Origin of the sequence: Streptomyces sp. NPDC001922, assembly GCF_042891165.1 — a bacterium.
Taxonomy (GTDB): domain Bacteria; phylum Actinomycetota; class Actinomycetes; order Streptomycetales; family Streptomycetaceae; genus Streptomyces.
Genome location: NZ_JBIASV010000011.1, coordinates 333,041 through 355,349 on the forward strand (window position 1 = coordinate 333,041; position 22,309 = coordinate 355,349).

General features: G+C 73.2%; 21 protein-coding genes. 7 read left to right on the forward strand and 14 right to left on the reverse strand.

Annotated features, from left to right (window positions below; translation table 11 throughout):
* Window positions 1-28 precede the first annotated feature (28 nt).
* Window positions 29-934, forward strand: a complete 906-nt coding sequence (locus ACFYYR_RS22465) for a deoxyribonuclease IV (protein WP_388856226.1) — start codon at window positions 29-31, stop codon at window positions 932-934.
* A gap of 63 nt (window positions 935-997) precedes the next feature.
* On the opposite strand, the gene ACFYYR_RS22470 is transcribed toward ACFYYR_RS22465, so the two are convergent.
* Window positions 998-1,621, reverse strand: coding sequence for a sulfite oxidase-like oxidoreductase (locus ACFYYR_RS22470; protein WP_388856229.1), 624 nt, complete (start codon window positions 1,619-1,621; stop codon window positions 998-1,000).
* A 158-nt stretch (window positions 1,622-1,779) separates the two neighbouring features.
* On the opposite strand from ACFYYR_RS22470, the gene bfr reads away from it, so the two are divergent.
* A complete protein-coding gene (bfr, locus tag ACFYYR_RS22475) occupies window positions 1,780-2,259 on the forward strand; it encodes a bacterioferritin (protein WP_388856232.1) in 480 nt (159 codons plus the stop codon).
* Window positions 2,260-2,353: 94 nt separating this feature from the next.
* Here bfr and ACFYYR_RS22480 read toward each other — a convergent pair whose 3' ends face one another.
* Together ACFYYR_RS22480 and ACFYYR_RS22485 are read right to left on the reverse strand one after the other, a co-directional pair.
* Entirely contained in the window at window positions 2,354-2,650 is a 297-nt protein-coding gene (locus ACFYYR_RS22480) for a bacterioferritin-associated ferredoxin (RefSeq protein WP_388856236.1), read from the reverse strand.
* A gap of 178 nt (window positions 2,651-2,828) precedes the next feature.
* Window positions 2,829-4,178 (reverse strand): class II 3-deoxy-7-phosphoheptulonate synthase, encoded by a 1,350-nt coding sequence (locus ACFYYR_RS22485; protein ID WP_388856239.1) that lies wholly within the window; start codon window positions 4,176-4,178, stop codon window positions 2,829-2,831.
* A 300-nt stretch (window positions 4,179-4,478) separates the two neighbouring features.
* Between ACFYYR_RS22485 and ACFYYR_RS22490 the strand changes: the two genes are divergently transcribed.
* Window positions 4,479-6,413 carry an anthranilate synthase family protein gene (locus tag ACFYYR_RS22490; RefSeq protein ID WP_388856242.1) on the forward strand — a complete coding sequence of 645 codons (1,935 nt, stop codon included), beginning with the start codon at window positions 4,479-4,481 and terminating at the stop codon, window positions 6,411-6,413.
* Window positions 6,414-6,557: 144 nt separating this feature from the next.
* Here the strand turns inward: ACFYYR_RS22490 and ACFYYR_RS22495 are convergent, their stop codons facing one another.
* From ACFYYR_RS22495 to ACFYYR_RS22510, 4 genes are all read right to left on the reverse strand, one after another.
* Entirely contained in the window at window positions 6,558-7,586 is a 1,029-nt protein-coding gene (locus ACFYYR_RS22495) for a 6-phosphofructokinase (RefSeq protein WP_388856245.1), read from the reverse strand.
* 270 nt (window positions 7,587-7,856) lie between these two features.
* On the reverse strand, window positions 7,857-8,534 hold the full coding sequence (locus tag ACFYYR_RS22500; RefSeq protein ID WP_388856248.1) for a response regulator: 678 nt from the start codon (window positions 8,532-8,534) through the stop codon (window positions 7,857-7,859).
* A complete protein-coding gene (gene macS / locus ACFYYR_RS22505) occupies window positions 8,531-9,823 on the reverse strand; it encodes a MacS family sensor histidine kinase (RefSeq protein WP_388856251.1) in 1,293 nt (430 codons plus the stop codon). Before macS ends, ACFYYR_RS22500 begins: the two co-directional genes overlap by 4 nt.
* 25 nt (window positions 9,824-9,848) lie before the next feature.
* Window positions 9,849-10,631, reverse strand: a complete 783-nt coding sequence (locus tag ACFYYR_RS22510; protein WP_351509509.1) for a 1-acyl-sn-glycerol-3-phosphate acyltransferase — start codon at window positions 10,629-10,631, stop codon at window positions 9,849-9,851.
* 234 nt (window positions 10,632-10,865) lie between these two features.
* Here ACFYYR_RS22510 and ACFYYR_RS22515 point away from each other — a divergent pair, with 234 nt between their 5' ends.
* Both ACFYYR_RS22515 and ACFYYR_RS22520 read left to right on the forward strand, forming a co-directional pair.
* On the forward strand, window positions 10,866-11,681 hold the full coding sequence (locus tag ACFYYR_RS22515) for an alpha/beta hydrolase (protein WP_388856254.1): 816 nt from the start codon (window positions 10,866-10,868) through the stop codon (window positions 11,679-11,681).
* Window positions 11,674-12,291: a hypothetical protein gene (locus ACFYYR_RS22520; RefSeq protein ID WP_388856257.1), complete on the forward strand. Its 618-nt coding sequence runs from the start codon at window positions 11,674-11,676 to the stop codon at window positions 12,289-12,291. Before ACFYYR_RS22515 ends, ACFYYR_RS22520 begins: the two co-directional genes overlap by 8 nt.
* A gap of 163 nt (window positions 12,292-12,454) precedes the next feature.
* Here the strand turns inward: ACFYYR_RS22520 and ACFYYR_RS22525 are convergent, their stop codons facing one another.
* The 6 genes from ACFYYR_RS22525 to ACFYYR_RS22550 all read right to left on the reverse strand — a co-directional run bounded on the left by ACFYYR_RS22525 (window position 12,455) and on the right by ACFYYR_RS22550 (window position 18,197).
* A complete protein-coding gene (locus ACFYYR_RS22525; protein WP_388856260.1) occupies window positions 12,455-13,216 on the reverse strand; it encodes an endonuclease/exonuclease/phosphatase family protein in 762 nt (253 codons plus the stop codon).
* Window positions 13,217-13,281: 65 nt separating this feature from the next.
* On the reverse strand, window positions 13,282-14,223 hold the full coding sequence (locus ACFYYR_RS22530; RefSeq protein ID WP_388856263.1) for an ROK family glucokinase: 942 nt from the start codon (window positions 14,221-14,223) through the stop codon (window positions 13,282-13,284).
* Between the two features lie 126 nt (window positions 14,224-14,349).
* Window positions 14,350-14,802 (reverse strand): DUF5304 domain-containing protein, encoded by a 453-nt coding sequence (locus ACFYYR_RS22535; RefSeq protein WP_388856266.1) that lies wholly within the window; start codon window positions 14,800-14,802, stop codon window positions 14,350-14,352.
* A 235-nt stretch (window positions 14,803-15,037) separates the two neighbouring features.
* The gene (locus ACFYYR_RS22540; protein ID WP_388856328.1) at window positions 15,038-16,768 is read right to left on the reverse strand and encodes an ArsA family ATPase; all 1,731 of its coding nucleotides are present in this window, start codon (window positions 16,766-16,768) and stop codon (window positions 15,038-15,040) included.
* On the reverse strand, window positions 16,765-17,214 hold the full coding sequence (locus tag ACFYYR_RS22545; protein WP_351509496.1) for an SRPBCC family protein: 450 nt from the start codon (window positions 17,212-17,214) through the stop codon (window positions 16,765-16,767). Before ACFYYR_RS22545 ends, ACFYYR_RS22540 begins: the two co-directional genes overlap by 4 nt.
* Window positions 17,215-17,435: 221 nt before the next feature.
* Window positions 17,436-18,197, reverse strand: a complete 762-nt coding sequence (locus tag ACFYYR_RS22550) for a metallophosphoesterase (protein ID WP_388856269.1) — start codon at window positions 18,195-18,197, stop codon at window positions 17,436-17,438.
* Between the two features lie 273 nt (window positions 18,198-18,470).
* On the opposite strand from ACFYYR_RS22550, the gene ACFYYR_RS22555 reads away from it, so the two are divergent.
* Window positions 18,471-20,267 carry an AMP-dependent synthetase/ligase gene (locus tag ACFYYR_RS22555; protein ID WP_388856272.1) on the forward strand — a complete coding sequence of 599 codons (1,797 nt, stop codon included), beginning with the start codon at window positions 18,471-18,473 and terminating at the stop codon, window positions 20,265-20,267.
* 37 nt (window positions 20,268-20,304) lie between these two features.
* On the opposite strand, the gene ACFYYR_RS22560 is transcribed toward ACFYYR_RS22555, so the two are convergent.
* The gene (locus ACFYYR_RS22560; protein ID WP_388856275.1) at window positions 20,305-21,921 is read right to left on the reverse strand and encodes a GMC oxidoreductase; all 1,617 of its coding nucleotides are present in this window, start codon (window positions 21,919-21,921) and stop codon (window positions 20,305-20,307) included.
* Between the two features lie 84 nt (window positions 21,922-22,005).
* Between ACFYYR_RS22560 and ACFYYR_RS22565 the strand changes: the two genes are divergently transcribed.
* Window positions 22,006-22,309 (forward strand): pentapeptide repeat-containing protein (locus ACFYYR_RS22565; RefSeq protein WP_388856278.1); only part of this gene is annotated, 304 nt, incomplete at its 3' end.

Sequence of the window (22,309 nt, forward strand, 5' to 3'; positions counted from 1 at the left end):
CGGTTCCACGGCGTGCGACCCTGGTCCGGTGAACAGCCCGCATCCGCGCCACAGCAGTCCCTCCGGCCTCCGCAATCCGGTCGGCGGCCATGTGCCGGTCGCCGGAGGCCTCGCCTCCGTCGGCCTCTCCTACGCCCGGGAGATCGGCGCCGAGGCCGTGCAGGTCTTCGTCGCCAACCCGCGCGGCTGGGCGACCCCTCCCGGAACCCCGCGGCAGGACGAGCAGTTCCGGGAGGGCTGCGCGGCGGGCTCGATCCCGGCCTATGTGCACGCGCCCTATCTGATCAACTTCGGCTCCCACACCGGGGCCACCGTGGACCGGTCGGTGGAGTCGCTGCGGCACTCGCTGCGCCGGGGGCGGGACATCGGCGCGCTCGGCGTCGTGGTGCACACCGGCTCGGCGACCGGCGGCCGGCCCCGTGCGACGGCGCTCGCCCAGGTCCGGGAGCGGATGCTGCCGCTGCTCGACGAGCTCACCCACGACGACGACCCGGTGCTGCTCCTGGAGCCCACGGCGGGCCAGGGGGCGTCGCTGTGCTCGCTGGCCGAGGACCTCGGGCCGTACTTCGAGGCGCTGGACCGGCATCCCCGGCTCGGCGTCTGCCTGGACACCTGCCACGCCTTCGCCGCCGGCCACGACATGGCCGCGCCGGGCGGGATGAAGCTGCTGCTCGACGCATTGGTGGACACCGTCGGCGCGGGCCGGCTCGGGCTGATCCACGCCAACGACTCCAAGGACGTGGTGGGCGCGCACAAGGACCGGCACGAGAACATCGGCGCGGGTCACATCGGGGCGGACCCGTTCGGTGAGCTGTTCACCCACCCGGCGACCGAGGGCGTGCCGCTGGTGATCGAGACGCCGGGCGGCACGGCGGGCCACGCGGCCGACGTGGCGCGCCTCAAGGAACTCCGCGGGGTGGGCTCCCCGGTCTGACCACATGCCGGGGCCGACCGGGGCCGGGGCTCGGCCGACCGGACCGGCCCTGCCGGACAGCCCTCAGAGCTCCGGCCCGTCCCCCGGCTCCTCCTGGTAGGAGTACCGCTGCTCACGCCAGGGGTCGCCGACGTTGTGGTAGCCGCGCTCCTCCCAGAAGCCCCGGCGGTCGGCCGTCATGTACTCGACACCGCGGACCCATTTGGGCCCCTTCCAGGCGTACAGGTGCGGCACGATCAGCCGGACCGGGAAGCCGTGCTCGGCGGTGAGCAGCTCGCCGTCCTTGTGGGTGGCGAACATGGCCCGCTCCGAGGTGAAGTCGGAGATCCGGAGATTGGAGCTGAAGCCGTACTCGGCCCACACCATCACATGGGTGACGTCGGGGGCCGGAGGAGCCAGTTCCAGGACGGTGCGGGCGGAGACCCCGCCCCACTCGGCTCCCAGCATGCTGAACTTGGTGACGCAGTGGAGGTCGGCGACGACCGTGGAGTACGGCATGGCCGTGAACTCCTCATGCGTCCAGCAGTGCTTGTCGCCGTCGGCGGTCGCGCCGAATACACGGAATTCCCAGCGGTCCGCCTTGAACTTGGGGACCGGGCCGTAATGGGTGACCGGCCAGCCGCGCTGCAGCCGCTGTCCCGGAGGAAGCTCGAGCTGTGCCCCTTCACGGCTTTCCGGCTGACTCATGACTCCATGGTGGCAGACGGGGAAGGGTGGTCATGACCAGCGCAGAGCGGGGCAGGAACAACTCGTACTAAGCGTGCACTTACTGGATCGTCCCTGCGGGCGGTGCGAGGATGCGCGCAACCTGCCGTTCTTGTGTGGAAGTGGAAGGAGCCGCTGCGATGCAGGGCGACCCCGAGGTCATCGAATTCCTCAACGAGCAGCTGACCGCCGAGCTCACCGCGATCAACCAGTACTTCCTGCACGCCAAGATGCAGGAGAATTTCGGCTGGCCGAAGCTCGCGAAATACACCCGGGCCGAGTCGTTCGACGAGATGAAGCACGCCGAGGTGCTCACCGACCGCATCCTGTTCCTGGAGGGCCTGCCCAACTATCAGCGGCTGTTCCACGTCCGGGTGGGCCAGACGGTCACCGAGATGTTCCAGGCCGACCGGCAGATCGAGGTCGAGGCCATCGACCGGCTGCGGCGCGGTGTGGAGGTGATGCGGGCCAAGGGGGACATCACCTCGGCCAACATCTTCGAGAGCATCCTCGCCGACGAGGAGCACCACATCGACTATCTCGACACCCAGCTGGAGCTCATCGAGAAGCTCGGGGAGCCGCTGTACATCGCCCAGCTGGTCGAGCAGCCGGAGAGCTGACGGCGGCGCGCGCCCGGCGCGGTTCTTCCTGCGGCTTCGGGGCTCAGGCGGCCCAGGGGCTCAGGCGTGCCAGCGGCTCAGGCGTACCAGGGGCTCAGGCGGCTTCGGCGGCGGCCGGGTAGTGCCGCTCGTCCGGCACGGCTCCGGCGACGCGTGCGGTGTCCGCGGCGAAGGCGGTGTCCGCGGCGAGAGCGGCCGGCTCGCCCTGCTCCACCAGCTCACGCCGGGGGCAGGCACCGCGGCCGAGCAGGGCCTGGATACGGCGTACGCAGTTGCCGCAGTCCGTGCCCGCCTTGCAGGCCGAGGCGATCTGCCGGGGCGTGCAGGCGCCCGAGTCCGCGTGCTCACGCACCTGCTTCTCGGTGATGCCGAAGCATGAGCAGACGTACACGCGATTCACCCCCGCGGGCGGACAGGTCGGTCGGATTGATAGGCAACCCCACTTCCATTGATCAGTGAGGTTACCCTTACCTTACCCGCCCTGGCTTGATCCTTACAACGGCAGTGGGGCACGGATCCTGTGATCCGTGCCCCACTCGTGTTCGGTGCCGCCCCGCGAGGGGTCCGGGCTACTGGCCCCGGTACATCTCCGCGACGAGGAACGCCAGGTCCAGGGACTGGCTGCGGTTGAGCCGCGGGTCGCAGGCCGTCTCGTAGCGCTGGTGCAGGTCGTCGACGAAGATCTCGTCGCCGCCGCCCACGCACTCGGTGACGTCGTCGCCGGTCAGCTCCACGTGGATGCCGCCCGGGTGGGTGCCCAGGCCCTTGTGGACCTCGAAGAAGCCCTTGACCTCGTCGAGCACGTCGTCGAAGCGGCGGGTCTTGTGCCCGGAGGCCGCCTCGAAGGTGTTGCCGTGCATCGGGTCGCAGACCCAGGCCACCTGGGCGCCGGAGGCCGTGACCTTCTCCACCAGGGTGGGGAGCTTCTCGCGGATCTTGTCCGCGCCCATCCGCGTGATGAAGGTCAGCCGGCCCGGCTCACGGTCCGGGTCGAGCCGCTCGATGAGGGTGAGCGCCTCCTCCGGGGTGGTGGTGGGGCCGAGCTTCACACCGATCGGGTTGCGGACCCGGGAGGCGAACTCGATGTGCGCGCCGTCGAGCTGCCGGGTGCGCTCGCCGATCCAGAGCATGTGCCCGGAGACGTCGTAGAGCTGCCCGGTGCGCGAGTCGGTCCGGGTGAGGGCCGACTCGTAGTCCAGGACCAGCGCCTCGTGGGAGGCGTAGAACTCGACGGTCTTGAACTCCTCCGGGTCCACCCCGCAGGCGTGCATGAAGTTCATCGCCCGGTCGATCTCGCGGGCCAGCGCCTCGTAGCGCTGCCCGGACGGGGAGGACTTCACGAAGTCCTGGTTCCAGGCGTGCACCTGGCGCAGGTCGGCGTAGCCACCGGTGGTGAAGGCGCGGACGAGGTTCAGCGTCGCGGCGGACGCGTGGTACATCCGCTTGAGCCGCTCCGGGTCCGGGATCCGGGCCGCCTCGGTGAACTCGAAGCCGTTGACGGAGTCGCCGCGGTAGGTCGGCAGGGTCACCCCGTCGCGGGTCTCGGTCGGCTTGGAGCGCGGCTTGCTGTACTGCCCGGCGATCCGGCCGACCTTCACGACCGGCACCGAGCCGGCGTAGGTGAGGACGGCGCCCATCTGGAGCAGCGTCTTGAGCTTGTTGCGGATCTGGTCGGCGCCCACGGCGTCGAACGCCTCGGCGCAGTCGCCGCCCTGCAGCAGGAACGCCTCGCCCTTGGCGACGGCACCCAGGCTGGCGCGCAGCTGATCGCACTCGCCCGCGAAGACGAGCGGAGGATACGACTCGAGGTCCGCGATCACATCGCGCAGAGCCTCGGGGTCGGGCCACTCGGGCTGCTGCGCCGCGGGAAGGTGTCGCCAGGTGTTGCCCTGGGCGGGGGAATCAGCGTTCACGGTCACCCTGTCAACAGTACGGGGTCTTTCCGGTCGCCCCGTCCACCGCCCACAAAATGAGACACGGTCCGCACCGTGGACGGGTGGCGCGCGCCGCACGGGGCTCGGCTACAGTGCGGGGCATGTTCGCGCAGCCGATCCAGGACTGGTGGTGGCCCGCTTCCCCGGCGGCCCACTGACTGCGCGTATCCACACGACCACGCGAAGGCCGCCCGAGGGGCGGCCTTCGTCGCGTCCACCGGGACGCGCGGCCCGCGGCCGTTCCTCCGCATCCGATCGCCGATCCGATTCCGGAAGGAACCCTCCATGCACCGCGACGCGACCGCGCTCCTGCACCGGCTGGCCACCGACGGCTCCCCGCCCTTCGCGCTGATCCACCGCCGCACCCCCGGCCGCCCGGAGGGAGCCGCGGCGACCGTCGAGGTGCTTCTCGGCCCGGTCACGGACGTGGAACGGCTGGCGGATATCCCGCTGGGCGAGGGCGCGACCGGCGAGGCCGTGACGGACGCGCTCGCCCTGGTGCCGTTCCGGCAGATCCGGGAGCGCGGCTTCGAGGTCCGGGACGACGGCACCCCGCTGACCGTGCTGCGCCCGGACGAGACGTACGAACTGCCGCTCGCCGCGGTGTGCGACGCGCTGCCCCGGCACGCGGTCCGGGTCGAGGACGGCGCGTTCGACGTCTCCGACGACGCGTACGCGGAGATCGTCGGCCGGGTGGTGGCGGACGAGATCGGACGGGGCGAGGGCGCGAACTTCGTGATCCGGCGGACGTTCCGCGGCAGCATCCCGGGGTTCTCGCGGGCCGACGCGCTCGCCCTCTTCCGGCGGCTGCTGACCGGCGAGCGCGGCGCGTACTGGACGTACGTGGTGCACACCGGGGAGCGCACGCTGGTCGGGGCCAGCCCGGAGGTGCACGTCCGGATGTCCGGCGGCACCGTCGTGATGAACCCGATCAGCGGGACCTACCGCTACCCGCCGGAGGGCCCCTCCCCCGAGGGCCTGCTGGCGTTCCTCCGGGACCGCAAGGAGGTGGAGGAGCTGTCCATGGTGGTGGACGAGGAGCTGAAGATGATGTGCACCGTCGCGCCCCGGGGCGGGGTCGTGGTGGGCCCGCGGCTGAAGGAGATGGCGCACCTCGCCCACACCGAGTACGAACTGCGCGGCCGCAGCTCGCTGGATGTGCGGGAGGTGCTGCGGGAGACGATGTTCGCGGCGACCGTCACCGGCTCGCCGGTGGAGAACGCCTGCCGGGTCATCGAACGGCACGAGGCCGGCCCCGGTCGGGGCTACTACGCGGGGGCGCTGGCCCTGATCGGGCGGGACGCCGGGGGCGCGCAGACCCTGGACTCCCCCATCCTCATCCGGACCGCCGACATCGACGCGGCGGGCGGGCTGCGGGTCCCGGTCGGGGCCACGCTGGTCCGTCACTCGGATCCGCGGGGCGAGGTGGCCGAGACGCACGCCAAGGCGGCCGGGGTGCTCGCCGCTCTCGGGGTGCGCCCGGGGCCCGGCGGGGAGCCGGCCGGGACACGGCCGCGGCTGGCGGACGACGTGCGGGTGCGGAGGGCGCTGGACGCCCGGCGGGCGGATCTGGCGCCGTTCTGGCTGCGGATGCGGGCCGACGAGGGGACGGCTTCCCCGGCGGGCGGTCCGGCCGGGCACGCGCTGGTCGTCGACGGCGAGGACACCTTCACTGCGATGCTGGCGCATCTGCTGCGGTCCGCCGGTCTGGAGGTGACCGTGCGGCGGCACGACGAGCCGGGGCTGCGGGAGACGGCGCTGGCCCACCGGGGGCCGGTGGTGCTGGGGCCGGGGCCGGGCGATCCGGGCCGGCTCACGGACCCGAAGATGCGCCGGCTGCGGGAGCTCGCCGGCGCGCTGCTGAGCGGGCACCGGCACGGGCTGCTGGGGGTGTGCCTGGGGCACGAGCTGATCGCGGCGGAGCTGGGCCTGGACATCGTCCGCAAGGACGTGCCCTGCCAGGGGGCGCAGGAGCGGATCGACTTCTTCGGGCGCCCGCAGACGGTGGGGTTCTACAACACCTTCACCGCGCGCTGCGACGCCGCCACGGAGGAGGAACTGGCGATGCACCGGGTCGAGCTGAGCCGGGACCCGGCCGGCGGGGACGTGCACGCGCTGCGGGGGCCGGGGTTCGCCGGGGTGCAGTTCCACCCGGAGTCGGTGCTGACGCTGGACGGGGCGGGGATCACGGCGGGGCTGCTGTCCGCGGTGCTGGTGTGAGGCTCGCCGACGGCCTGGTGTGACCGCACCGGCCGCCGGGGCCCCGGTGTCGCCCCGGCCCGGTGTTCCGCCGCCGGCCCCACGGTGAGGGGCCGGCGGCGGACCGGGGGCTTCCGGCCGGGCATGCCCCCGCCCGACGTCGGGTCAGCCGAAGAAGACGCCCGCCTCGGCGTAGAGCGCCGGGTCGACCGTCTTGAGCTTCGTGGTGGCGTCCGCGATCGGGACCCGCACGATGTCGGTGCCGCGCAGCGCGACCATCGTTCCGAAGGCCCCGTCCCGGACCGCCTCGATGGCGTGCAGGCCGAAGCGGGTGGCGAGCCAGCGGTCGAAGGCGCTCGGGGTGCCGCCGCGCTGGACGTGGCCGAGCACCGTCGTCCGGGCCTCCTTGCCGGTCCGGCTCTCGATCTCCTTGGCCAGCCACTCGCCGATGCCGGAGAGCCGGACGTGCCCGAACGAGTCCTGCGAGCCGTCCTTGAGGACGAGGTCGCCGTCCCGGGGCACGGCGCCCTCGGCGACGACCACGATCGGCGCGTAGCGGATCTTGAACCGGGACTCCACCCAGGCGCAGACCTGGCCGAGGTCGAAGCGCTGCTCGGGGATGAGGATGGCGTTGGCGCCGCCCGCCAGCCCCGAGTGCAGGGCGATCCAGCCCGCATGACGGCCCATCACCTCGACGACGAGCACCCGCATGTGCGACTCGGCGGTGGTGTGCAGCCGGTCGATGGCCTCGGTCGCGATGTTGACCGCGGTGTCGAACCCGAAGGTGTAATCGGTGGCCGACAAGTCGTTGTCGATGGTCTTCGGGACACCGACGCAGGGGATGCCGTACTCGCCGGAGAGGCGCGCGGCGACCCCGAGGGTGTCCTCGCCGCCGATCGCGATCAGCGCGCCGACCTCCTGCTTGGCGAGGTTGTCCTTGATCCGGCGGATCCCGTCCTCCGCGCCCAGCGGATTGGTCCGGGACGATCCGAGGATCGTCCCGCCGCGCGGCAGGATGCCGCGGACCGCGGGGATGTCCAGCGGGACCGTGTCCCCTTCGAGCGGCCCGCGCCAGCCGTCCCGGAAGCCGACGAAGTCGTAGCCGTACTCCTGGACGCCCTTGCGGACGATGCCCCGGATGACCGCGTTGAGCCCGGGGCAGTCGCCGCCACCGGTCAGTACTCCGACCCGCATGGTTCTTCCCTTCTCCCGCGTCGGCCGCCGTGCGGCCACGCTGTTGGTGACCCCGGCACCGAGAATGGGGGCGGCGGGTGACTCCCGTGCGGAGAAAGGCGGTTGAGGGCCGAGCGTTCACCCGTACGAGCGGACGCGCGCGGTGGGAGCGGCCCGCACCCGCTCCCCCGCCGCGCTCCTGCGCTTCCCGGGCTGACCGTTCCGGAGGAGCGGGCCGGACGCCCACGCCCCGGCGGGAAGCCCGGCGTCCCGGCCGAGCGGCGGCACGGCCTACGCGTCGTCGTCCAGCCCGCGCTCGATCGCGTACCGCACCAGTTCCACGCGGTTGTGGAGCTGGAGCTTGCCCAGGGTGTTCTGGACGTGGTTCTGCACGGTGCGGTGCGAGATGACCAGGCGCTCCGCGATCTGCTTGTACGAGAGGCCCTTCGCCACGAGGCGCAGCACCTCGGTCTCCCGGTCGGTGAGCCGGGGCGCGCCCGGCTCGTCCGCGGCCGCGGGCGGCGGGTCCGCGGCCAGCCTGCGGTACTCGCCCAGGACCAGGCCCGCCAGCCCGGGAGTGAAGACGGGGTCGCCGACGGCGGTGCGCCGGACGGCGTCGATCAGCTCCTCGCCGCTCGCCGACTTCAGCAGATAGCCGGTGGCACCGGACTTGACGGCCTCCAGGACGTCCGCGTGCTCACCGCTCGCGGAGAGCACCAGGACCCGCAGTGTCGGGTCGGACCCGACGAGTTCCTTGCAGACCTGAACTCCCGGCATTCCGGGCAGGTTGAGGTCCAGGACCAGCACGTCGGGGGTGGCCGCACGGGCCCGCCGCACCGCCTGCGGGCCGTCCCCGGCGGTCGCCACCACGTCGAAGCCGGCGGCGGCCAGGTCACGGGCGACGGCGTCGCGCCACATGGGGTGGTCGTCGACGACCATGACACTGACCGTCGGCTGCTGCTCCGTCATCGCTTCGCCTCGCTCCCGCGGTTCCCCTTCGGAACCCTCAACTCGACCTCGGTGCCCTGCCCGGGGACCGACAGCAGTTCGGCGCTGCCGCCCAGGTCCCGCAGCCGGCCGCGGATCGACAGGGCGACCCCGAGCCGGCCCTCCCGTTCGGCGTCGGCCAGTCTCCCCTCGGGGATGCCGGGGCCGTCGTCCCGTACGGTCACGATCACCGCGTCCGGCTCGTCCTCCAGCAGGATCCACGCCTGTGCGTCCTCACCGGCGTGCTTGCGGACGTTGTCGAGTGCGGCGCCGGCGGCGGCCGCGAGCTCCGCCGCGGCTCCCGCCTCCAGGAGCACGGGGGTGCCGGGCTCCGCGAACGACACCCGGGCGCCCGCGTACGGCGCGAGCAGCGCCCGCAGGTCGCACGAGCCGCCGGTGGTGCCCGCGTCGGCGGCCCGGGTGTGCTCCGCCTCCGGAGCGGTACCGGGCTCGTCGTCGGTGGTCTCCGGCAGGACGGGCGCCGTACGGGCCCCGGGGACCAGCCCGTTGGAGATCAGTGTGCGCAGGGCGATCTCCTGCTCCCCCGCCATCCGCCCGAGCCGGGCCGCCTCCCCGCCGATCTCGGCGCCGCGCCGCTGCACCATCGCGAGGACCTGGAGGACGCTGTCGTGGATGTCCCGGGCGAGCCGCTCCCGCTCGCGGGTGGCCGCCTCGATCTGGAGGGCCCGGGCCAGGGTGCGCTCACTCGCGCGGGCCACCTCGACGACGTAGCCGACCGCGGTGCAGGCCACGGAGAGCAGGACGATGCTGTGCACATTGCCCTTGGACAGCTCGCCGCGCTCGATGATGTTGGAGATGCCCACGACGCAGGAGGCCGCCGCCGCCCAGCGCCAGCCGCCCTTGATCGCGTAACCGAGCACCGCGCCCGCGGTCCAGATGGAGGGCAGGGTGGCCTCCCCGGCGGCGACCCGGGCGGGGTCGTCGAGCACCGGGGTGAGCAGGATGCCGGTGAGGGCGACGGTCATGTCGGCGGCGAGGAAGCGGTAGCTGCAGCGGGCCGCGGAGCTCACCAGGTGCGAGGTGCCGAGGGTCCAGACGGTGAGCACCGCGAGGTAGATCCAGCCCCCGAGGGGGTGGGCGTACTCCTCGTGGGCCCAGATGTAGCGGGCCACGGCGTAGGCCATGGTCAGCAGCCGGAAGGCGGTGAGCGCCTGCCACAGCGGCTGCTCCACGGACATCCGGACGACCTTCTCGCGCCGGCCCGGCGTCCGGGCTCCCGGCAGCTCACGCACCTGGGTGCGCAGTGCCATCTCCCCACCCCCCTGCCGGGCGCGGTTACGCCCCGGCCTTCTCCTGCCGGTCGGCCTCGCCGGCCTTCTTCGCCTCGGCCTTCCTCGCCTCGGCGTGCTCCGCCTTCTCGGCCTTCTCCTGCTCGGCCTGCCGCTTGGCGGCGTCCGCGATCTGCCGCTTGGCGGCCGTCGCGTAGATGTCGACGTATTCCTGCCCCGAGAGCTTCATGATCTCGTACATGACCTCGTCGGTCACCGACCGCAGGATGAACCGGTCGCCGTCCATGCCGTGGTACCGGCTGAAGTCCAGGGGCTTGCCGATGCGGATGCCGGGCCGGATCATCTTCGGCACGACCTTGCCGGGCGGCTGGACCTTCTCCGTGTCGATCATCGCGACCGGGATCACCGGGGCGCCGGTGGCGAGGGCCACCCGCGCGAGCCCGCCGGGCTTGCCCCGGTACAGCCGCCCGTCCGGCGAGCGGGTGCCCTCCGGGTAGATGCCGAACAGCTCACCGCGCTCCAGCACGCCGATGCCGCTCCTGATCGCCGCCTCGCCGGCCCCGCGGCCACCGGAGCGGTCCACCGGGAGCTGCCCGACGCCCTTGAAGAAGGCCGCGGTGAGCTTGCCCTTCACGCCGGGCGAGGTGAAGTACTCGGACTTCGCGATGAAGGTGACCTTGCGGTCCAGCACGGCCGGCAGGAAGAAGGAGTCCGAGAAGGACAGATGGTTGCTGGCCAGGATCGCGGGGCCCTCGTCGGGGACGTTCTCCAGCCCTTCCACCCAGGGGCGGAAGGCAAGCTTCAGTGTCCCTCCGATGGACAGTTTCATTGCGCCGTAAAGCAACCGAGGACCTCCTGTGTCCGACGAAGAGACCTTAACCTGCTGCGGCACACCCCTGGTCCCCCAGCCTGCCGTCGGACCTACCCGGTGTCGGTCCCGTCGCGTACGGTGAAGTCCTCACCGTGTCCCGCGCAGGTCCCCGGAGCTCCCGGGGAACCTCACCCGCCGAGAGACGTCTCTCTCCCCGGAACCCACGGACCCACGACGAACAGGAGACCTCTGGTGCCGGTCCTCCCCGGAGCCGAGCCGTTCCGCCACGAGGGCGGGGACATCGGCGTACTCCTCTGCCACGGTTTCACCGGCTGCCCCCAGTCGCTGCGCCCCTGGGCGGAGCGGCTGGCCGCGCGCGGCCTCACCGTCTCCCTGCCGCTGCTGCCCGGCCACGGCACCCGCTGGGAGGACATGCAGCTCACCGGCTGGCAGGACTGGTACGCGGAGGTGGACCGGGAGCTGCGGATCCTCCTGGAGCGGTGCCGCCGGGTCTTCGTCTTCGGGCTCTCCATGGGCGGCGCCCTGACGCTGCGGCTGGCGGCGAAGCACGGCGACGCGATCAGCGGCATCGTGGTGGTCAACCCGGCCAACAAGGTGCACGGTCTGTCCGCGTACGCCCTCCCGGTGGCCCGGCACCTGGTGCGGACCACCAAGGGGGTGGCGAGCGACATCGCGAAGGAGGGGGTCGCGGAGGTCGGCTACGACCGCGTCCCGCTGCACGCCGCGCACTCGCTCCGGCAGTTCTTCCGCGTGGTGGACGCGGAGCTTCCGCAGGTCACGCAGCCGATGCTGCTGTTGCACAGCCCGCAGGACCATGTGGTGCCGCCCGCCGACTCGGCGCGCATCCTGAGCCGGGTCTCCTCCACGGACGTCACCGAGATCCTGCTGGAGCGGAGCTATCACGTGGCCACGCTCGACCACGACGCCGAGCGGATCTTCGAGGAGTCCCACGCCTTCGTCGAGCGGATCGCTCCCGGTACGGGCGGGGCGCCGGGCGCGGGCGAGCCCGGCGGCGGCATGGAGAAGGAGACGGCGAGCGGTGGCTGAGCGCAACACCGGGGCGGGCCGCGAGGACGGCCGCGAGCCGGTCGACGAGGACGCCGCCTGGGCGGCGATCGTGGCGGGGTACGGCGAGGAGCCGGCGGACCCGGACCTGTCGCTGGACGACGACGAGGAGCGGCAGCCGCAGGACACCGCGGCCGGGCGCGACGATCGGAACGACGGGGACGACCGGGACGACGGGGACAGCCGGGACAGCCGGGACGAGGCCGACGGTCCGTCCGGGCCGGGGGCCCCGGGCAGTTCGGGAGTGCCCTCCCGGCCGCTCGGTTCCAGCGTGACGGGGTACATGGCCGGAGTCGGCCCCCGGGACTGGGCGACACCGGAGCCTGCGGAGGGAGACGCCGACGAGGGCCACTTCGTGCCCCCGGAGCCGCCGCCGCTCCCCTCGGCCGACACCACGGCCAAGTTCGCCTGGCTCGCGGTCCTCGGCGGTCCGCTGCTCCTGCTGCTCACCGTGCTGCTGCAGTGGGAGATGACCTGGTTGATCGCCACGCTCGGCATCGGCGGCTTCCTGGGCGGCTTCGGCACGCTCGTCGCCCGGATGCGGGACGACGACGAGGAGGACGACGACCCGGGGCGCGGCGCCGTCGTCTGAATCCCGGTCCGCCGGCCCGGGGTCTGCCGGTCCGGCCGCTGATCCGGATCGTCCGGTCCGGTTCGTCCGGTCCAGGTCGTCGGGACGCGCACGGGTCGGACGGCCCGGTCCGCCTCAGGGGCCGGGGCCGATATCCACCGGGGCCGCACCCGTCCGACCCCCGTCAGGTCAGGGCGGGCACCCGGAGCGCCGCCAGCACCGGCAGGTGGTCGGTGGCCGCCCGCAGGTCCGCCTCCGTGACCCCCCGCAGCCCGCGGGGCACCCCGCAGCCGAGCACCTCGACGCCCCGCGTGGGCAGGACGGCGTCGATGCGCTGCAACGGGTCACCGGGCCGGGTGGTGTGTTCGACGCCCCAGGGGGCCGTGGCCCAGCCGTCCTGCAGTTCGGCGGCGAGCCGGCGGAACGTCCGCCCCTCGGGCCGGTCGTTGAGGTCCCCCGCGGCGACCGCGTGCGGGACGCCCTCGGCGGTGAAGCGGTGCATCCGGTCGAGCAGCAGCCCGCCCTGTTCGTGGCGCTCGTCGGCGTTCATGCTCAGATGGCAGCTGAGCACACCGAGCCGGGCCCCGCCGATCCGCACCACCGCGGTGGCGAAGCCGCGCTGGTGCAGGCCGGGGGTGCGCGGCAGCAGCATGTCCTCGGTGCGCTCCACATGGGCGCGCAGCGAGGAGAGGACCATCGGGCCGGAGGCGGTCGCCCCGCCCGTGACGTACACCAGGCCGGTGGCGCGGGCCAGCCACGCCGCGGCCTTGCGCCAGCGGAAGAACCGCGGCGCCTCCTGAACGCACACGAGATCGGGGGCGCAGGCCCGGATCACCCGGGCCAGCGCCACCCGATCGTCGCGCATCGAGCGGATGTTGTAGGCGAGCACGCGGACCACGGCCGAACCGTCCGGTTCGGTACGGGACTCGGGCAGGTCCGCGAGCATGGCGCCATCCCCTCACATCGGAGCGTCACGGCGGGCCCCCGCCGCGTCCTGTCGTGGGCGGCCGGTCAGCCCTGCCGGGCCAGGTCGGCGGCGCCCACCAGTCCGGCCTTGCCGCCGAGCTGGGCGGCGAGCACCTGGGCGTGCGGCCGGTACTGTCCGCCCACCAGCCAGCGGCGGAAGGACTTGCGGATCGGGTCCAGGACGAGGTCGCCCTCGTCGGAGACCCCGCCGCCGACGATGAACGCCGACGGGTCGAACAGGGAGGCCAGATCGGCCAGCCCCGCACCGGCCCAGCGGGCCAGTTCGCGGAAGGAGTCGATGGCGACCGGGCAGCCCTGCCGGGCCGCCTCGCTCACGTGCCGCCCCTCGATCGAGTCCGGGGTGCCGTCGCCGAGGCCCAGCAGAACGGCGGCGTTGTCCGGGGCCGCGACCGCGCGCTGCCGGGCGTAGCGGACGAGGGCGCGGCCGGAGGCGTACTGCTCCCAGCAGCCCTGGCTGCCGCAGCCGCACAGCAGGCCGTCGGGGACGACCCGGATGTGGCCGAACTCGCCGGCCACGCCGAAGCGGCCGCGGCGCAGCTTGTTGCCGATGATGATGCCGCCGCCCAGCCCGGTGCCGAGGGTGATGCAGATGACGTCCTCGTGGCCCTGGCCGGCGCCGAAGCGGTACTCGCCCCAGGCGGCGGCGTTGGCGTCGTTCTCCACGACGACCGGCAGCCCCACGCGCTGCTCGACCTTGTCCTTGAGCGCCTCGTGCCGCCAGTTGATGTTGGGGGCGAACAGTACGGTCGCCCGCTTGTCGTCGACGTAGCCGGCGGCACCGATGCCGACCGCCTCGACCTGATGGTCGGTGCTGACCGTCCGCACCGCGTCCGCGATCGCGTCGACGACACCCTCGGGCGTGGGCGGAGTGGGTACCTTGCACGTCTCGAGAATCGAGCCCTCTTCGTCGACCACGCCAGCTGCGATCTTCGTGCCGCCGATGTCGACGCCGATGGTGAGTCCCATGTGTCCCTCAGTTATTCGGTCGATCCCCGCTGCGCCCAACCGTACCGGAGGGGGCCGGGGCGCACCGGCAGCAGGGAACGGCCCGGGAGGGCCTTTTCCGGGGGCGCGGAGGGTGCGCGCCCGGCGTCAGTCGAGGTCGATGCGCTCGGTTCCGGACGGGCCGTCCCCGCCGTCGTCACCGCGGGGCCAGTCGTCACCGCGGGTCCAGCGGCGCTCCTGGCCCTCGACCGCGGCCCGGTAGGCGGCGAGCAGCTCGGAGCCGGCGGCGGCGAGGTGGTCGAAGACCTCGGGGTTGCGCTCGACGACCGGTTCGACGGCGGCCTTGGCCTGGGAGATCAGCTGCTGTACGGCGCCGGCGGCCGCGCCGGCCCCGAGCGGGCCCTGGAAGGCGGAGATCCGCTCGGCCACGGCATCGGCCAGCTTGCGCAGTTCCTCGGCGGCGCTGCCGGGCTGGGGCCCCTGCTGTGCGCGGCGGCGCGCCTTCTCCGCCGCGAGATCCTCGGCGCAGGCCTTGGCCCAGGCGTCGGCGTCGGGGGCGTCGGCGGGACCGGTTGCGGGGCGCTCGGTGGCTTCGCTCATGGCGGGCTCCTGCGAGGGAGGACTTCGACGGTATTTCTCGACGTTACCCGAAGGGGGGTGCGGCGTTCACGGGGTGGCCGCCGTGGACGGGCCGTTGCCGCACGCGGCGTGCGCGTTCCGACCGCTGCGGCGTGCGGTTCCGACCACTCACGCAGGACCCGCCGCTCACCGAAATCGTCGACGCACGGGCCCGCACAGCCCCGGCCCACGGGCCACCGCGCACGAACGCCCCGGTTCAGCGGGCCGCCCCGCCTCCGGTCCGCGGCCAGAGGCCCGGGTCGGGGGTGAAGCGGATGCCGAGTTCGCCGTCCGCGAGGCCCGCGCCGGTGACGGTGCACCGCCGGAGCGCGGACGGCAGCGGCAGGATCCGGCGGAACGGGCCGACGGTGACGACGAGTTCGTCGCCGCGGCGGCTGAGGTCGAGGTCCCCGCGCTCGGCACCGGGCAGCGGCAGCCGCCAGAGGAGCACGCCCTCGGCGGCGAGCCGGTCCTCGACGCGTCCGGGCACCCGGGAGGTGTGCCCGGGGCCGCCGGGGACCTCCGTCCCCGCGCCCTCCGCACCCTCCGCACCCTCGGTACCGCCGTCCGCGGGGAAGTCCGTCCGGTCGCTCCCCGAAGCCTCCGCATCCGGCGCGAGGTCCCCGGCCGGGCCGGACGCGGCGCCGCCCCCGCCGACCGCCGCGCCGCTCCCCTGCCCGGTACCGGACCTGTCGGCGTCCGCACCGTCGCCGTGACCGGATGTGGTGTCCTCGTGGCCGACCGTGCCCTTCGCGTCGCCGGAGGACGCACCGCCGTCGCGGGAGGGGCCGTTCGCCCCGCCGGAGCCCGCGCCCCCGGCGCGCGGGGTGGCGGACGCGTTGCCGCGCCCGAGCAGCTCGGCGAGGTCCTCGGAGCCCCGGGGGTCGTGGCCGAGGTGCGGCAGCTCCCACAGCGCCGTGCCGGCCGGCAGGTCGTCCGCGAGCGTCTTCAGGGCGGCCTGCTGCTGACCGGACGCGGCGGCGAGCCAGGGGTCGGCGGAGCCGGTGGGGAGCAGCCGGTTGGCGATCACCGCGTCGGTGCGCAGCCCGTGCAGCGCGAGCCCCGCGTGGGCCCGGCGGAGCGTCTCGACGGCGGCCGGTCCGGGCTCGACGACGAGCCGGACGACGGTGCTGTCCGCCTCGATCACGGCCTGTGCGGCGGCGAGTTCACCGGCGCAGCGGTCGGCCGTCTCGTAGAGCCACTGCGCCGGCATGGGGACGCCGGCGAGCTGGGCGAGGAGCGGCCGCAGCGCGCGGGCCGCCTGGCGCTCGGAGGGGAGCAGACGGCGGAGGTAGCGCCGGAGCTGTTCGGGCAGCGCGAGCACGGCCGGTGCGTCGGGAACGGGCGGCAGGTCGAGGACGGCCACGTCCCAGCCGGCGGGCGGGCCGGCGGGTGCCGCGGACGGTTCCCGGTCCGCGGTTCCGGGTGTCCCGGGCGCCGGGACGCCGTGCGCCGGACCGGCCGCGTCCTCCCGCTGCTCCCCGGCCGCCGCCGCGCTGTCGGGGTGCAGCGCCCGGAGGGCGCGGAGCAGGGCCAGCTGCGGTGCGCCGGGGACCTCCGTCACCTCCTCGCGGTCCAGGGGTGCCGCGCCGAGCAGTCCGAGCGCGGCGGAGCACCGCTCCTGGAGGTCCAGGAGTTCGGTGCGGAAGTGCTCACCGGGGTCCAGGCGGGCGGCCCACAGGTTCGGCGCGGCCTGCACCGGCGGGCTCCAGGGGCCCGGCCGGCGTGCGGGCTCACCGGTGCCGTCCGGACCGGACGGCGGCTGCGCTGCACGCCGGGCGGCCGCCCCCGCGGGCAGCCCGAGGGCCGCTTCCAGGGTGGCGAAGCGGTCGGTGGTGAGTACCAGGGTGCGCAGTCCGCGGCGGGCCGCGGCGAGGGCCTGGGCGGCGGCGACGGTGGTGCGCCCGGCACCGCCCGCCCCGGTGACCAGGATCGTCCGGGCGTTCAGGCCTGAGCCCCGCTCTCGACCCGCTTCTTGAGGCCGTCCAGCGCGCGGTCGATGATGACCTTCTCGGCCTTGCGCTTGATCATGCCCAGCATCGGGATCTTGACGTCCACCGTCAGCTGGTAGGTGACCTCGGTCCGCTTGCCGCCCTCCACCGGGGCGAGGCTGTAGGAGCCGTCGAGGGCGCGCAGCATCTGGGACTTGACCAGCGACCAGCTCACGACGTTGTCGCCGGTCCAGGTGTAGGCCAGGGTGTGGTCGTCCTTGATCGCGCCGGCGTCGAGCACGAGCCGCACCTGCTCGGCACGCCCCTGCTCGTCCTTGGCCAGGACCTCGGCCTGCTTGACCTCTCCGGTCCACTCCGGATAGCGGTCGAAGTCGGAAATCACCGACATGACCTCGGACGGTGCCGCCTCGATCGTGATGCTCGAGCTGGTGTGTTCCGCCATCTCCGTGGCTCCTCCACTACTCCACTACGGTCCGCCCGCGGCGTGCATGCCTGCTGGTGAAGGCTACCGCGCGCAACCGGACGGGCCGATGCCCGGCCCGCTGCCCACGCCGTGCGTCGCCTCCGGCCGGGCCCGCCGGTGCCCGGCAGGGGCCGCTCCCCCGGCACCCCGCGGGGCCCGTTCCCCGCCTCCGGAAGGGAACGTTTCCGCTGCCCCGGGGCTCACCACTCCAGTGCCCAGGGCCGCCCCGAGGACGCGAAGTGGCCGACGTTCACGCACTCGGTGCGCCCGATCCGCATTCGGCGGGCCAGCGGCTGGTGGACGTGGCCGAAGAGCGCGTACCGCGGCCGGATCTCGTGAATCGCCTCCAGCAGCGCCGAACTGCCGCGCTCGAAGCGGCGGGCCACGGTGTCGTAGCAGAGCTCGGGCACGTCGGGCGGGATGTGCGAGCAGAGCACGTCGACCTCCCCGAGAGCGGCGACCTTCGCCGCGTAGGTCTCCTCGTCGATCTCGTAGGGGGTGCGCATGGGGCTGGGCAGCCCGCCGCCGACGAAGCCGAACACCCGGCCGTCGAGCTCCACTCGTTCGCCGTCGAGGACGGTGACACCGGGCCGGACGTACTCGGGCCACAGATGCGGGATGTCGACATTGCCGTAGGTGGCGTACGTCGGCTGAGGGAAGGCTGCGAAGAGTTCGGCGTACTGCTTGCGGACGGCCCCTTCGATGGCGCTGCGGCGGTCGACCCCGGCCCACAGCCGGGCACCGAAGGCGCGGGCCTCCTCGAACCGGCGAGCGGTGCGGAGTTCGACGATGCGGTCGGTGTTCTCCTCCCCGAAGAGCTCGGGGAAGATCCCGCGGGAATGATCGGCATAGTCGAGAAAGAGCACCAGGTCACCGAGGCAGAGAAGGGCGTCGGCGCCGTCTCCCGCCCGGGCGAGATCCCGGCTGTTGCCATGGACGTCACTCACCACATGAACTCGCATATCTGAGGACCCTACGCCGCGAACCGGGCACCCGGGAGGGGCGCCCGACCTGCGGTTACTTTGGCGTCACCGGGCTGCTCGACTAATCTGCGCGCATTGGTCCCCCGCGGTATGTGACGCATGAAACATCTGACCGGAACCCCCTATCGGGATGCAGTACCGATGGGTAACGTCCGGGCAGTCCAACCCCCATTGCATGATCATGGGCCGCAAGCCGACGCGGCACGCGGGACACGACGTGTCGGCGCCAGCGTCCGACGAGGAGCAGCAGTCTTGCGCGAGTTCAGCCTTCCGGCCCTGTACGAGGTCCCCGCGGACGGCAATCTGACGGATCTGATCCGCCGCAATGCCGCGCAGCATCCCGACGTCGCCGTCATCGCACGCAAGCGGGACGGCCGCTGGCAGGACGTGACCGCCGCCGAGTTCCTCGCCGAGGTCCGGGCGGCGGCCAAAGGGCTGATCGCCGTCGGCGTGCAGCCGGGGGACCGGGTCGGGCTGATGTCCCGGACCCGCTACGAGTGGACGCTGCTGGACTTCGCCGTGTGGACGGCCGGCGGGATCACCGTGCCGGTGTACGAGACGAGTTCGCCGGAGCAGATCGCCTGGATCCTGGGGGACTCGGGCGCCGTGGGCTGCCTGGTCGAGACCGAGGTCCACGAGGCCGCGGTCGAGTCCGTACGGGACCGGCTGCCGGAGCTGGAGCACGTCTGGCAGATCGACCGGGACGCCGTCGAGCTGCTGCGCAGCAAGGGCGCGGAGATATCGGACGCCGAGGTCGACGAGCGCAGCTCGCTGGCGACCGCCGACTCCCCCGCGACGATCGTCTACACCTCGGGCACCACCGGCCGCCCCAAGGGCTGTGTGCTGACCCACCGCAACTTCTTCGCCGAGTGCGGCAACGTGGTCGAGCGGCTGCGTCCGCTCTTCCGCACCGGTGACTCCTCCGTCCTCCTCTTCCTCCCGGTGGCCCATGTCTTCGGCCGGCTGGTGGAGATCGCCTCCGTGCTGGCGCCGATCAAGCTCGGGCTCGTACCGGACATCAAGAACCTCACCGAGGAGCTCGCCTCCTTCCGGCCGACGCTGGTGCTCGGGGTGCCGCGGGTCTTCGAGAAGGTCTACAACTCGGCGCGGGCCAAGGCGCAGGCGGACGGCAAGGGCAAGATCTTCGACAAGGCCGCCGACACGGCGATCGCGTACAGCCGCGCCCTGGACGCCCCCTCCGGCCCCTCGCTGGGCCTGAAGCTCAAGCACAAGCTCTTCGACAAGCTGGTCTTCAGCAAGCTGCGGACCGTGCTCGGCGGCCGCGGCGAAGCCGCGATCTCCGGCGGCGCCCCGCTGGGCGAGCGGCTCGGCCACTTCTTCCGCGGCATCGGCTTCACGGTCCTGGAGGGCTACGGCCTCACCGAGACCAGTGCGGCGACCGCGTTCAACCCGTGGGACCGGCAGAAGATCGGCACCGTGGGCCAGCCGCTGCCCGGCTCGGTGGTGCGCATCGCCGACGACGGCGAGGTGCTGCTGCACGGCGAGCACCTGTTCAGCAACTACTGGAACAACGAGACCGCGACGGCCGAGGCGCTGTCGGAGGGCTGGTTCCACACCGGCGACATCGGCACCCTCGACACCGACGGCTACCTCGCGATCACCGGCCGCAAGAAGGAGATCATCGTCACCGCGGGCGGCAAGAACGTCGCCCCGGCGGTGATCGAGGACCGGATCCGGGCGCACGCGCTGGTCGCCGAGTGCATGGTGGTCGGCGACGGCCGCCCGTTCGTGGGCGCGCTGATCACCCTGGACGAGGAGTTCCTGCCGCGCTGGGCCGAGGACCACGGCAAGCCGGCCGGGGCCACGGCCGCGGAGCTGCGTGACGACCCCGAGCTGCTGGCCGCGGTCCAGCAGGCGGTCGAGGACGGCAACGCCGCGGTCTCCAAGGCCGAGTCCGTCCGCAAGTTCCGTATCCTCCCGGCGCAGTTCACGGAGGAGTCCGGGCACGTCACGCCGTCGCTGAAGCTCAAGCGCAATGTGGTCGTGAAGGACTTCGTGGACGAGATCGAGGCCATCTACCAGGCCTGACGCTCTCTGTGGGCCGGCCCGGGGTCGGGCCGGCCGGTCAGCCGCGGATCCCGTCCTCGGCGAGCACGCGCGCCATGGTGCGCTCGGCGAGGGCGGTGATCGTCACGAACGGGTTGACGCCGATGGAGCCGGGGATCAGCGAGCCGTCCGTGACGTAGATCCCCGGGTGCCCGCGGGCCCGGCCGTAGTCGTCGGTCGCCTCACCCAGGACGCAGCCGCCCAGCGGGTGGTAGCAGAAGTCGTCGGCGAAGGGCCGGTTGCCGCCGAACAGGTCGTAACGGTAGATGGTGCTGTTCGCCCGGTTGACCCGGTCGAACAGGGACTTCGCGGCGGCGAGTGAGGGCTGGTTCTGGTCCCGCGTCCAGTCCAGCCGTACGGCGTCGGTGGCCCGGTCGTAGCGGAAGGTGCCGCGCTCGGGGCTCTTGGTGATCGCCAGATACAGGCTGATCCAGTGCTCCAGCCCCATGGGCAGCGGGGCGATCTCGGCGAAGACCGGCCGGTCCGGGTTGGCCCAGTCGTCGATGGCCAGGACCGGGATGGTCGACTGCTTGGCCCCGGTAGTGTCCCAGATGTGGTTGGCGCGGGCCGTCATGATGTTGCCGTTGGTGCCCCAGCCGGTGCCGATCCGCGGGCTGAGCGCGGGCAGGGTGCCGGTCTCCCGGGCGCGCAGCAGGAGTTCGGTGGTGCCGAGGCTTCCGGCGCCCAGGAAGAGGTGGCGGCAGCCGATCTCCCGGGTGGCGACGACGGAGCCGCGCTCGTCGATCCGGTCGACGCTCAGGACGTACGTGCCGTCGGCCTCCCGGCGGACCGCCCGGACCCGGTGGAGGGTCTCGATGGTGACCTTCCCGGTGCCCAGGGCCGCGGCGAGATAGGTCCGGTCGAGGGTCCGCTTGCCGTGGTTGTTGCCGTAGATCACTTCGGCGGCGAGGGCCGAGGCGGGGGCCTGCCCGGCGTCCTCGCGCTCCATGTGGCCGAAGTCGTAGACGTTGGGCACGAAGGTGGTGCGCAGTCCGGCCCGGTGGGCGTGGGCGCGGGAGACCCGGGCGAAGCGGTACCAGTCCGTCCGCTCGAACCAGTCGGGGGAGACGGTGTTGACGCCGAGGGCCTGGACCGCGCGCGGGAAGTAGCGGCCGTACATCTCGTCGGCGTCCACCCGCGGGAGGACCTCCGAGAAGTAGCTGCGGGGCGGGGTGACGGCCATGCCGCCGTTGACCAGGGAGCCGCCGCCGACGCCACGGCCGACGTAGACCGACATCTGGTCGTAGTGGACCCGGTCGAGCACCCCGGGGTAGGGGCTGATGTCCCGATTGACGACATCGAGCCAGAGGAAGGTGGCCACGGGGGCCTCGGTCCGCGTCCGGAACCACATGGACCGGCGGTCGGGGGCGGTGGTGGGACAGAAGATCCGGCCGTCGTCGGCGGGTTCGTGCCACAGCCGACCCATTTCGAGGACCAGGGTGCGCACGCCCGCCTCGCCGAGGCGGAGCGCGGCGACGGCGGCGCCGTAGCCGGATCCGACGACGACGGCGGGGGCGTAGTCGCGGGGCGCCGAGGCCGCGGCGGCCGGGGTGGCGATGCGGGTGGCGCCGAGGGCGGCGGCCGTCTGCAGGGCGGCGAGACCGAGGAAGTGACGGCGCGTCAGATATAGGCTCATGCGCGCATCATGAGCGGAACATCGTGAATTGCCCATAGACGTGCGCGGGGGCTTTTGGGCGGGGTTCGGGGGCGTGGCGGGGGTGTGCCTTGGGGGGCCGGGTTGGGGGCTGCGTTGGGGGGCGCCGGCGGGGAAGGTTTTGTCGGGTGCCGGTTCGGCGGGTGCCGGTTCGGCGGGTGCCGGTTCGGCGGGTGCCGGTTCGGCGGGTGCCGGTTCGGCGGGTGCCGGTTCGGCGGGTGCCGGTTCGGCGGGTGCCGGTTCGGCGGGTGCCGGTTCGGCGGGTGCCGGTTCGGCGGGTGCCGGTTCGGCGGGTGCCGGTTCGGCGGGTGCCGGTTCGTCGGGTGCCGGTTCGGCGGGTGCCGGTTCGGCGGGTGCCGGTTCGGCGGGT

Coding starts and splice junctions, on each gene's coding strand:
- ACFYYR_RS22550 (WP_388856269.1), bottom strand. CDS start 18,197: ATGCGAGTTCATGTGGTGAGTGACGTCCATGGCAACAGCCGGGATCTC.
- ACFYYR_RS22535 (WP_388856266.1), bottom strand. CDS start 14,802: ATGAGCGAAGCCACCGAGCGCCCCGCAACCGGTCCCGCCGACGCCCCC.
- ACFYYR_RS22495 (WP_388856245.1), bottom strand. CDS start 7,586: ATGCGGGTCGGAGTACTGACCGGTGGCGGCGACTGCCCCGGGCTCAAC.
- ACFYYR_RS22510 (WP_351509509.1), bottom strand. CDS start 10,631: ATGAAACTGTCCATCGGAGGGACACTGAAGCTTGCCTTCCGCCCCTGG.
- ACFYYR_RS22500 (WP_388856248.1), bottom strand. CDS start 8,534: ATGACGGAGCAGCAGCCGACGGTCAGTGTCATGGTCGTCGACGACCAC.
- ACFYYR_RS22530 (WP_388856263.1), bottom strand. CDS start 14,223: ATGGGACTCACCATCGGCGTCGACATCGGCGGCACGAAGATCGCAGCT.
- ACFYYR_RS22560 (WP_388856275.1), bottom strand. CDS start 21,921: ATGAGCCTATATCTGACGCGCCGTCACTTCCTCGGTCTCGCCGCCCTG.
- ACFYYR_RS22490 (WP_388856242.1), top strand. CDS start 4,479: ATGCACCGCGACGCGACCGCGCTCCTGCACCGGCTGGCCACCGACGGC.
- bfr (WP_388856232.1), top strand. CDS start 1,780: ATGCAGGGCGACCCCGAGGTCATCGAATTCCTCAACGAGCAGCTGACC.
- ACFYYR_RS22545 (WP_351509496.1), bottom strand. CDS start 17,214: ATGGCGGAACACACCAGCTCGAGCATCACGATCGAGGCGGCACCGTCC.
- ACFYYR_RS22525 (WP_388856260.1), bottom strand. CDS start 13,216: ATGCTCGCGGACCTGCCCGAGTCCCGTACCGAACCGGACGGTTCGGCC.
- macS (WP_388856251.1), bottom strand. CDS start 9,823: ATGGCACTGCGCACCCAGGTGCGTGAGCTGCCGGGAGCCCGGACGCCG.
- ACFYYR_RS22470 (WP_388856229.1), bottom strand. CDS start 1,621: ATGAGTCAGCCGGAAAGCCGTGAAGGGGCACAGCTCGAGCTTCCTCCG.